The organism is uncultured Methanobrevibacter sp. (genome assembly GCF_902764455.1).
GTDB lineage: Archaea > Methanobacteriota > Methanobacteria > Methanobacteriales > Methanobacteriaceae > Methanocatella.
This window is the reverse complement of the sequence record NZ_CACWVY010000056.1, coordinates 1-9,207: the sequence shown is the minus strand read 5'-3', so window position 1 is coordinate 9,207 and position 9,207 is coordinate 1. Positions and strand designations below refer to the sequence as shown.

At 34.0% G+C, this 9,207-nt stretch carries 12 protein-coding genes; 4 read left to right on the top strand and 8 right to left on the bottom strand.

All coding sequences use genetic code 11. The features are described 5' to 3' along the window. The first annotated feature begins 414 nt into the window (after positions 1–414). Both QZU75_RS11835 and cgi121 read left to right on the top strand, forming a co-directional pair. Entirely contained in the window at positions 415–1,884 is a 1,470-nt protein-coding gene (locus tag QZU75_RS11835; protein WP_296883977.1) for a (R)-citramalate synthase, read from the top strand. A 13-nt stretch (positions 1,885–1,897) separates the two neighbouring features. After that, the gene (cgi121, locus tag QZU75_RS11830) at positions 1,898–2,383 is read left to right on the top strand and encodes a KEOPS complex subunit Cgi121 (RefSeq protein ID WP_296883976.1); all 486 of its coding nucleotides are present in this window, start codon (positions 1,898–1,900) and stop codon (positions 2,381–2,383) included. Here the strand turns inward: cgi121 and QZU75_RS11825 are convergent. Genes QZU75_RS11825 through QZU75_RS11805 form a run of 5 tightly spaced genes read right to left on the bottom strand, consistent with a single transcriptional unit; the run spans position 2,367 to position 6,298 of the window. Further along, on the bottom strand, positions 2,367–3,323 hold the full coding sequence (locus QZU75_RS11825; protein ID WP_296883974.1) for a DegT/DnrJ/EryC1/StrS family aminotransferase: 957 nt from the start codon (positions 3,321–3,323) through the stop codon (positions 2,367–2,369). The genes cgi121 and QZU75_RS11825 overlap by 17 nt on opposite strands. A 2-nt stretch (positions 3,324–3,325) precedes the next feature. Next, a complete protein-coding gene (locus QZU75_RS11820; RefSeq protein ID WP_296883973.1) occupies positions 3,326–4,498 on the bottom strand; it encodes a hypothetical protein in 1,173 nt (390 codons plus the stop codon). A gap of 45 nt (positions 4,499–4,543) precedes the next feature. After that, positions 4,544–5,470, bottom strand: a complete 927-nt coding sequence (gene guaA, locus QZU75_RS11815; protein WP_296883978.1) for a glutamine-hydrolyzing GMP synthase — start codon at positions 5,468–5,470, stop codon at positions 4,544–4,546. 1 nt (position 5,471) lies between these two features. After that, on the bottom strand, positions 5,472–5,732 hold the full coding sequence (locus QZU75_RS11810) for a hypothetical protein (protein WP_296883971.1): 261 nt from the start codon (positions 5,730–5,732) through the stop codon (positions 5,472–5,474). A gap of 2 nt (positions 5,733–5,734) precedes the next feature. Further along, positions 5,735–6,298 carry a GMP synthase subunit A gene (locus tag QZU75_RS11805; protein ID WP_296883969.1) on the bottom strand — a complete coding sequence of 188 codons (564 nt, stop codon included), beginning with the start codon at positions 6,296–6,298 and terminating at the stop codon, positions 5,735–5,737. Positions 6,299–6,425: 127 nt separating this feature from the next. Between QZU75_RS11805 and QZU75_RS11800 the strand changes: the two genes are divergently transcribed. Next, the gene (locus QZU75_RS11800) at positions 6,426–6,569 is read left to right on the top strand and encodes a hypothetical protein (protein WP_296883968.1); all 144 of its coding nucleotides are present in this window, start codon (positions 6,426–6,428) and stop codon (positions 6,567–6,569) included. On the opposite strand, the gene trxB is transcribed toward QZU75_RS11800, so the two are convergent. Further along, on the bottom strand, positions 6,566–7,486 hold the full coding sequence (gene trxB / locus QZU75_RS11795) for a thioredoxin-disulfide reductase (protein WP_296883967.1): 921 nt from the start codon (positions 7,484–7,486) through the stop codon (positions 6,566–6,568). The genes QZU75_RS11800 and trxB overlap by 4 nt on opposite strands. 106 nt (positions 7,487–7,592) lie before the next feature. On the opposite strand from trxB, the gene QZU75_RS11790 reads away from it, so the two are divergent. Further along, positions 7,593–8,009, top strand: a complete 417-nt coding sequence (locus QZU75_RS11790; RefSeq protein ID WP_296883966.1) for a C-GCAxxG-C-C family protein — start codon at positions 7,593–7,595, stop codon at positions 8,007–8,009. A 646-nt stretch (positions 8,010–8,655) separates the two neighbouring features. Here the strand turns inward: QZU75_RS11790 and QZU75_RS11785 are convergent. Next, positions 8,656–8,796, bottom strand: coding sequence for a hypothetical protein (locus QZU75_RS11785; RefSeq protein WP_296883965.1), 141 nt, complete (start codon positions 8,794–8,796; stop codon positions 8,656–8,658). Positions 8,797–8,799: 3 nt separating this feature from the next. Then, positions 8,800–9,207, bottom strand: a 408-nt coding sequence (locus QZU75_RS11780; protein ID WP_296883964.1) for a transposase, incomplete at its 5' end; no start/stop codon positions are given.

The following is a 9,207-nucleotide window of genomic DNA, read 5'->3' as shown; positions in this document are numbered from 1 at the left end:
GTTTGATGGGGTAGGGATGTAAGCTTCGAGGTTTTTTCCGAGTTGTTTAGTCCGCTGCTTCCAATTGTTCGCTTGCATTATTTTAATTGTTAGTAGACTGATATTGATCTTATTCAAGTGATATATAGTCTAATAATGATTTGGTTAGGTGTTAACAGTTTGGGTGAACTTGTACATTTATTATAATTTAATTTTCATACTCATATGTAATAGTAAGTATTGCGGTCATCTGGTCTCGTTTCGATCCCAGTAGTGAAGTCCTTTTGTGTTTTGTTTGTGTACTATGGTTTTCTATGGGAATTTCATTTCGCTGCAAGCTTTCTATTACAATAATTAATTACTTTTTTTGCATCGTTTTTTTCAATATTCTTTTTTTACATAATACCCTTATTGCAATATTTTCAGGTGATTTTTTTGAATATCAAAATATTAGACACTACTTTACGTGATGGAGAACAAACTCCTGGTGTTTCCTTAACATCCAAAGAAAAATTTAGAATTGCAAATAAGCTTGATGAAATTGGTGTTGAGTTTATAGAAGCAGGTTCTGCTATAACCTCTCAGGGTGAACGGGATTCCATAAAAGAAATTACTTCTCAAGGTTTCAATGCAGAAATTTTAAGTTTTTCAAGACCTTTAACCGTTGATATAGATTACTGTCTGGATTGTGATGTTGATGCTGTCAATCTGGTTGTTCCAACATCAGATTTGCACATTGCAGATAAACTGAAGATTTCCCCGGATGAACTTCTGGATTTATCAAACAATGCTGTTGACTACTGTAAAGATCATGGTTTAACAGTTGAACTGTCTGCTGAAGATGCTTCCAGAAGTGATGTTGATTTTCTAAAGAGTGTTTATCTAAGTGCAATTGAGCATGGCGCAGACAGGATATGTGTTTGTGATACTGTGGGCATATTAACACCTGATACTTCCTATGATCTGTTTTCTAAGTTAAATGATATTCAAGTGCCTGTCTCCTGTCATTGTCATAATGATTTTGGTCTTGCAGTTGCCAATACGTTATCTGCCATAAAAGGAGGTGCATCTGAAATCCATACCACCATTAATGGAATTGGTGAAAGGGCAGGAAATACCTCTTTTGAGGAATGTGTCGTAAGTATTGACAGACTGCTTCCTGATTATTCCACAAATATCAAAATAAATCAGATTTATGATGTTTCTAAACTGGTTGCAAGATTGACTGGTGTATATATTCAACCTAATAAGGCAATTGTTGGTGAAAATGCATTTGCCCATGAATCTGGAATTCATTCAGACGGCATTATTAAAAATTCCGCAACTTATGAACCTATGACACCCGAACTTGTGGGAAGGACCCGCAAATTTGTTATCGGAAAACATATGGGGACTCATGGTCTTAATTCCAGATTGCAGGAAATAGGTTTAAATGTCAATGAAACTCAGCTCAAGCAGATTTGTGATGATATAAAGGAGCTTGCCGATAAGGGAAAGACTGTTACTGATGTGGATCTGCAGGTAATTGCAGATAATGTTTTGGAAATCAACCATGAAGACCGTATTAAACTTGATGAAATCACCATAGTATCTGGAAATAAGGTAATGCCTACTGCTTCTGTTAAAATATCTATAGATGGTGAGGAAATATTAAATGCAGGTGTAGGTTTAGGTCCGGTTGATGCGGCAATCAATGCCATAAAATCATTGGATATTTTTAAAGATATAGAATTGATAGAATATCACGTAGATTCAATTACGGGCGGTACAGATGCATTTATTGATGTAATAATTAAACTTCAGAAGGCGGATAAGGTTGTTTCTGCGCGCGGTACTGAAGCGGATATTATTAATGCAAGTGTTAAAGCATATATTGCCGGTGTAAACAGGTTACTTAGGGATTAGTGGTTACATGCATATGGAAAATATAAAAATTTTAGGATTCACAGCTACAATTGATTCAGTTGGAAAAACTCTCTCAGAAATTGATGCAATTAAAAAGGACGGCGAAATTATTCAACTGTTGAATGCAGATGCAGTGGCTTCAAAAAATCATATAATTCATGGTGTCAATCAGGCGTTTCTTGCATTTGAACGTGGTGAAAATCTTGCAAAGGATATCAGTGTCGAAATAGTATTGAGATGCTCTGCTCAGCGCCAAATTTCCAAGGCCTTTAAAATATTGGGCTTAAGCGAAGGTGAAATGAATTTATGTGCTGTTTTAATAAATTGTGATGATTATTCTGATGAATTGAATTCTTTGTTTATTTCTGATGATGATGTTTTAATAGCAAATGAAGAAAAATTAAAGGAAATCTATAAAATAAGTGATTTTGAATTGGAGAATATGTCTATCGAAGATTTATTGATTGATAGAATCACTAAACTTACAGTAGACTATTAATTTCTTCTATTATTTTTTCAAGGTATTGTTTTTCAAGGCAGTCATATGCCAGATTTTTAACTTCAATTGCAATTGCCTTCTGTTTTACTCTGTTGTAGTTTGGGCATGTTGTAATAAATCCGCTTTTGTCTGTCGGCAGGGACTTTTTCAATTTCCAACTTATCTCCTTTGCATTTGCATGTGGTATAATTACATTAACGCCTCGTTTATCTGCATGTAATGTATTATCTATACTGTTTTTTAAATGCTTTGTTGCATTTACTGTAAGTTCTAGTTTTTCATTAACATTTTCAAGTTCCACACATATACCACTGCATATAATTTGATTAGTTTTACTTAATTTTTGAGGAAGTGAAGTTTTTGCAAAAATTTCATCACTTTCTGATGTAATGAATCCTCCGCTTCCCACATTGATGATTTTCGGCGAACCTGTGGATGCAATGATTATGTCTGAATATTTCCCGCATCCCAGTTTTTGTTCTGCATCTCCGATTCCTGCAGATGCATCTTCAATTGTTGTAATACTTTTGTCTTTGCAATATTGTGAAATGGCTTTTGTGTCCTGCTCTGCACAGTATCCTGCAAAGCTTGTATAAATCAGTGCTGAATTTTCACTAAAATCAATATAGTCAATATAATCTGGATTTATAAGACCTAAATCTGTTTTAAGGGTAATGATTTTTTTCCCTAAAAATTTTGCAATCTGTTTAAAACCGTGCCATCCTCCCTGATCAGGCACTATGATGTCTCCTTCTATTGAGGACAGTGCAATGAAAATACTGTTGTTTCCGCTTGATGTTATTCTTGCATTTTCATGTCCTGTCAAATTTTTGATTTTGTTTAGGGCATTTTGCTCGTAGTTAACGTCCTCATGCATTCCCAATGCAACTTCGGACATTATCTCTTTGGTTTTTTTTGAAGGGGTTTTAAACTTAAACATAGTTATCCACTTTTAAAGTACATGTCTAGAGTAGTCTGTTTTGTGTGAAGCATCTCATTAAGCAGTGTTCCCTGCTTTACATATCTGTTAATTGGAATTCTCAGTTTTGTTCCTGAATACTTAAGACAATCTTCCAGGGTTTCAAACTCCAGGTATGGTCTAAGCATAGCTTCCTTGATATTTTCCCTTACATTGAAAACGCCCAGCGGAACATATCCGTCGTATGCTTCTCTTAAAATTATAAGTCCTGACTGTTTTTTGATTTTCATCAGGTAATCGAGAACTGCCATCTTTGCAGTATAATAGCATCCTCCTACTCTCGAATATTCTTTTTTACCGCCGTTTGTTTCATAATCTGAAAATATCAGTTCCTCATTTTTCATCAGTTTGATGAATGCCTCATACCATTCGTATTGCCATTCTGTAGGTGTTAAAATGATTATGTAATAATTGTTAAGTGCTCCAAATTCAAAAAGCCTGTATGTGTCAAGTCTTTCAAATTTTCTCACTTCTTTTAAAAATTCATCTGCCAGTGTGGAATCGCATGCCGTAATTGACCAGCGTGTTGGAACAAGTCTTCTTTTGTTTTTTGTTCCGATAGCTCCGACAGAAAATGCCTTTTGCATTGCTGAGAAAGGAACGTCCTTGTTGTGAAGATTTACAACTGCATCAACTGCTTTTAAATCAGTGTCATAGAATGTCTTTTCAAGCTGCCTGTCCCATCTTACAGCATCAATATCAAAGCTTTCAATAACTGCACTCGGACCGTGGGGCATGCTGTCTTCTGTAAGCATTGATCCTGTTGGTCTTCTTCCGAAAGTTGCCTCACTGTCTATTGATTTGGATGCCAATGATATATCTTGCAGTTTTTCAACAAATGGATTTTCCAAATCATCTATTTTTATCAGCTGTTTTCCCCTTACAAGACTCATCCTGTAGTTAATGATTTCATCCTGGGTTTTGTTTTGACCAATCCATGACTCCGGAGAGTCCATGATGTATGTATCGCCCATTTGGGAGCTCATCATTGGACCTGCATAGACTTTGGGATATGACCATCTTCCGATAAAGACTGATGGAGGTGTTGTTCCTTCAAGATTTTTTCCAACCTCAACAGATTTCATTTGAATTTGCTCTGTTAACTTGGCCAGATAAGCATTTTTTGTGGTTTTCATGGTTTTAAAAAAAGTAAAATGAAATACTATTAATTAAAATAGTATTTAACAGAATTCGATGGTTGCAGGTGGTTTGTCACTAATGGATAGTGCAACGTGAGTGACTTCAGAAATTTCAGAAGTAATTCTTTTTGAAATTGTTTGCACGACTTCCCAAGGAAGTTCAGCAACTGATGCTGTCATTGCATCAATTGAATTGACAATTCTTACTACCACAAGGTATCCGAAGTCTCTTTGGTCTCCTTTAACACCTGTAACTTTAGTGTCGGTTAAAACAGCGAAATACTGCCATACGTCCTTGTCGATACCTGCAGCTTCAACTTCATCACAGACGATTTTATTTGCTTTTCTGCAGATTTCAACATTTTCTCTTGTAAGTGCTCCGACAACACGTACTCCAAGACCAGGTCCTGGGAAAGGTTGTCTGTAGACTGTTGTAGCAGGCAATCCTAATTCGTCACCGATTTCTCTGACTTCATCCTTGTACAAGTCACGAATAGGTTCGCATAATTCAAGTTCCATTCCGCTTGGAAGAGCAAGGTTGTGGTGTGATTTGATTTCGCCTTCGGTTTCAATCCAGTCAGGAGCAATGGTTCCTTGAACCAAATATTTAGCTCCTGATTTAATTGCTTCCCTTTCAAACACGTCGATGAATACTTTTCCAATGATTTTCCTTTTGTCTTCAGGATCATCATATCCTGCAAGAGCATCCATAAATTCATCGGAAGCATCTACAAACTTGAAGTTTAACCTGTCTTTGAAGGTTTCGGTTACCTGTTCAACTTCCCCTTCTCTTAAAAGACCGTGGTCTACAAAAATTGCAGTTAAGTTATCACCGATAGCTTTTTGAACAAGCACGGAACATACTGAACTGTCAACTCCACCGGATAATGCAATTATAGCTTTTTCATCACCGATTTGTTCTTTGATTTCTTTAATTGCATTTTCAATAAATTCTTTAGGGCCTAACATTTTATTCCTCATCTTCATCTTCTTCATAGTCTTCAATGATTTGTTTTATCATTGCTTCAAGACCCTTGTCATTTCCGGATTCAATGGCTTCGATGATATCATCGTATTTGACGAATTTTTCGAGTTTAACGGATTTTGCTCCAATACCTGAAATTCTAAATCCATATTCTTCATCGCCAATAGGGATATTAACATATTGTCTTTTCAAACCAGTTTTATAATCTTGTGCTTTTGTTGCTAAATCTTCAGCATTATCAATCATTATTACACCTTTTCTTGACAGATTTTATAAAAATTCTTAAATATTATTTCTCCTTTTGGAGTGTGATGTACTTCTGGGTGGAATTGAATTCCGTATACATCTTTGTCTTTATGTTTAAAGGATTCAACATCGCATAAGTTGGAACTAGCTAAAATTTCAAACTCTTCGGGAATGCTTTTAACTTCGTCTTTGTGTGATGACCACACATCCATTTCAGGAGCCAATCCTTCAAATAAATTTTCATCATTATCAATATTTATTTTCACTTGAGCATAACTTTCAGTATCGGAAGTAGTAACCTCTCCACCATAGGCCTTTGCAATCAGTTGGTGTCCAAGACATATTCCTAAAATCGGCAAGTCAAAATGTTTGATATATTCTTCACTGTTACCGGCACCCTCCAGGGAAGGTCCTCCTCCCAAAATTAATCCTATTGGATTTTTAGCTTCAATTTCTTCAATGCTTAGAGTATTTGAAACTAATTCTGATGGTATTTTAAGATATTGTAAACTTCTCGCGATTCTATGGTTATATTGCCCTTTATTGTTAATCACTACTATTGTCATTTTATACTCCATGAAAATATAATAATATTATTTTTGAATTTTATATTTATTAAGTTTGTCTAAAAAATAAGTTGAACCATGAAATTCACTTAAAGTTTATATATGATATATTATATAATTGAATTACATGGAATTACAAGATTTAGTATTTATTATAATTGCTATATTCGTAGCAGTATTGCTGTTTAAATTGTTCATATGGCTCTTGCCGGTTATTGTAGTATTGCTTATTGCATTTTTCATTTACATGTTTTTAAAAGAAAGATACTAATCGTTTTCTTTTAACTCATGATATGCTGAAGTTGCAGCCACTGCACCTTCACCGCATGCTACTACCCACTGTTTTAAACCTACACACACATCGCCGATTGCATATACGTAATCTATATTTGTTTTTTGCTCTTTGTCTATGATGATATGTCCGGATTCATCAAGATCAACACCCAGTTGAGCTGCAAGTTCAGTGTGAGGAATATATCCGACGCTTATAAACACTCCGTTTGTAGGAACTTCCTTCAGCTCGTCTGTTTTTGTATCTTTAAGGATAACTGATTCAACCAGCATTTCACCTTTGATTTCTTCGACAGTTGCATTCAGTATTGTGGGAATTTCCTCTTTTTCAATCATGTCCTGCAGGTGTTTTTGGGCTCTGAATTCATCTCTTCTGTGAACCAGGGTAACGTTAGCTCCAAGGTTTTTAAGATAAAGAGCTTCCTGAAGTGCGCTGTTTCCTCCGCCCACCATTATAATGTCTCTTCCTGCAAAGAAAAATCCGTCACATGTTGCACAGTAACTGACTCCTTTTCCCTTGAATTCCTCTTCACCTTTAGCGTTAAGGTGTCTGTGTGAGCTTCCGGTTGCTAAAATCACGGTTTTTGTCTGGTAAGTGTCTTTTGAAGTCTTGACTGTGAATCGGTATTCGTCCTCAGTTTTGGTAATTTCAACTACCTCTTCCATCTCATGCAAATCACAGTTTTTAATGGCTTGTGCTTTCATTTTTTCAATCAGTTCAAGACCGGAAATATTTTCAAAGCCAGGATAGTTTTCCATTTCAGGAACTTCACGCCCTATTCCTCCGGCAAGATCTCTGTCGATGATTAAGTTTTTTGTTCCTTGGCGGCCTGCATAGATTCCGGCGGTAAGACCTCCTGGTCCTGCACCTACTATTATAATGTCATATTGTTCCATGATAATTACCTCTAATTATTATTTGGAAATCATATTTAAAAAAAGATAGCATTTTTTTGGTTAAAAACTGAAATATTAATATAATCCATTGAACATAATATTAAATATGAATAGAATTAATGAAGCGGTTCAATTGTTTGAAGATGGTTATGTGTGCTCACAGGCTGTATTTGCAGTATTTGCAACAGATTTTGGAATATCTAAGGAAGATGCCTTAAAAATCGGGGCCTGTTTTGGAAGTGGCATGCGAAAAGGAGAGGTTTGTGGAGCATGCACAGGAGCGTTGATGGCTCTGGGTCTGAAATATGGTGAGAATAAAACTGAAAGTAATGATGCATGTGAAAGCTTTTTGGATGAGTTTGAAAATGTCAACGGATCATATATCTGCAGGGATTTGTTAGGTTGTGATATTTCAACTGAAGATGGAGTTAAATATGCCTTGGACAATAATCTCTTTAAGGAATTCTGTCCGAAAATGGTTGCTTCTGCATGTGAAATTGCTGAAAAGTTAATTGATGATTAGCAGTTTTTTTTTAAAGAATAATATTCGGGTATTATGATGTATATTATTGTATCTTAAAATTGGGATGTAATTGATATTTCTGTCATTTTGGCAAGTTTTACACTGCTAAAAAAAGGAGAATATGCACAGTTGTTAAGTTTAAATGAAACAAATACTGCAAATCTTCAAGTAAAAAAGTTAAAATAATTAAGAAAAACACTATAATATTTTCTATAAACCATTATGTAATATATTTTATTCATTAAAAAATACTATTTTTATTTATTTGTTTAATAATTATTAAATTTTTTAAATTTTAATTTATTTTTATTGTTTATATTTTCCAATAGTCTATTTTATAAAATTTTTGGTATTTATTTGTTATTTTTATGCATATTTTTCTTTAGAAATTATTATTAATTGAAAATAAAAAAATTTATTTATAAAATTATCAACAAATTTTAATAAAAAATATTTTTTTTAAAAAATATTTAATTTAATAATTTGGTAAAATTTTATATATTTTTAATAATTTTTTTATTTTATATATTTTTGATTATTATTTTTAACTAATTTCTGAATAAAATTATAATTAAATCAATAAATTTATAAGTTATTTTTTTTAGAATTAAATTATATAAATGTTTAACCTTGTAGAAACCCTCATTTAAAATACTTGAATTGCTCTGTAGATGTTGTATAATACATCTTTGAGTTTTGTTTCTTTATTTTGGAGTTTAGTGCTTCTACTATAGTTTCCTCCGTTGAATCTTCTTTTTATTACATAAATTACACTTTCTACGTTCATTCTTCATGCGTAAACGTCGTACCAGAAGATTGTTGTACTATTCAATCTGTAATGTCCTGTTTTTGCTCTTGTTTTTAATGGTATTTGGTCGAATGCACCTACTTCTTCATTTATGCATTTTCTTATTGCTTCTGTGTCGTATGCTCTGTCTGCTAGGATGTAATGTGGTTTGTAGGATTTTAATTGTATTATTGATGCGATTGCGAATTGTGTATCGTATTTTGGGCCTCGATTTGCTGCGTAATTTAGGATCATTCTTGTGTCGACATCGATTGCGATATGGTTTTTAATGTAGCTTTTTCTGCATTTACTCCTTATTTTTGCATAATAATGGTCTGCATAGTCACTTGTGTGACCGGTTCCATCCATTGCTGCTAATTCACAATCTATTGGATGCATGAACAATATTGG

Excerpts from the sequence above, each read along its gene's own strand:
- QZU75_RS11810 (WP_296883971.1), bottom strand. The coding sequence starts at position 5,732 with ATGATTGATAATGCTGAAGATTTAGCAACAAAAGCACAAGATTATAAA.
- QZU75_RS11820 (WP_296883973.1), bottom strand. The coding sequence starts at position 4,498 with ATGAAAACCACAAAAAATGCTTATCTGGCCAAGTTAACAGAGCAAATT.
- trxB (WP_296883967.1), bottom strand. The coding sequence starts at position 7,486 with ATGGAACAATATGACATTATAATAGTAGGTGCAGGACCAGGAGGTCTT.
- QZU75_RS11800 (WP_296883968.1), top strand. The coding sequence starts at position 6,426 with ATGGAATTACAAGATTTAGTATTTATTATAATTGCTATATTCGTAGCA.
- QZU75_RS11785 (WP_296883965.1), bottom strand. The coding sequence starts at position 8,796 with ATGAACGTAGAAAGTGTAATTTATGTAATAAAAAGAAGATTCAACGGA.
- QZU75_RS11825 (WP_296883974.1), bottom strand. The coding sequence starts at position 3,323 with ATGTTTAAGTTTAAAACCCCTTCAAAAAAAACCAAAGAGATAATGTCC.
- QZU75_RS11805 (WP_296883969.1), bottom strand. The coding sequence starts at position 6,298 with ATGACAATAGTAGTGATTAACAATAAAGGGCAATATAACCATAGAATC.
- QZU75_RS11790 (WP_296883966.1), top strand. The coding sequence starts at position 7,593 with ATGAATAGAATTAATGAAGCGGTTCAATTGTTTGAAGATGGTTATGTG.
- cgi121 (WP_296883976.1), top strand. The coding sequence starts at position 1,898 with ATGGAAAATATAAAAATTTTAGGATTCACAGCTACAATTGATTCAGTT.
- guaA (WP_296883978.1), bottom strand. The coding sequence starts at position 5,470 with ATGTTAGGCCCTAAAGAATTTATTGAAAATGCAATTAAAGAAATCAAA.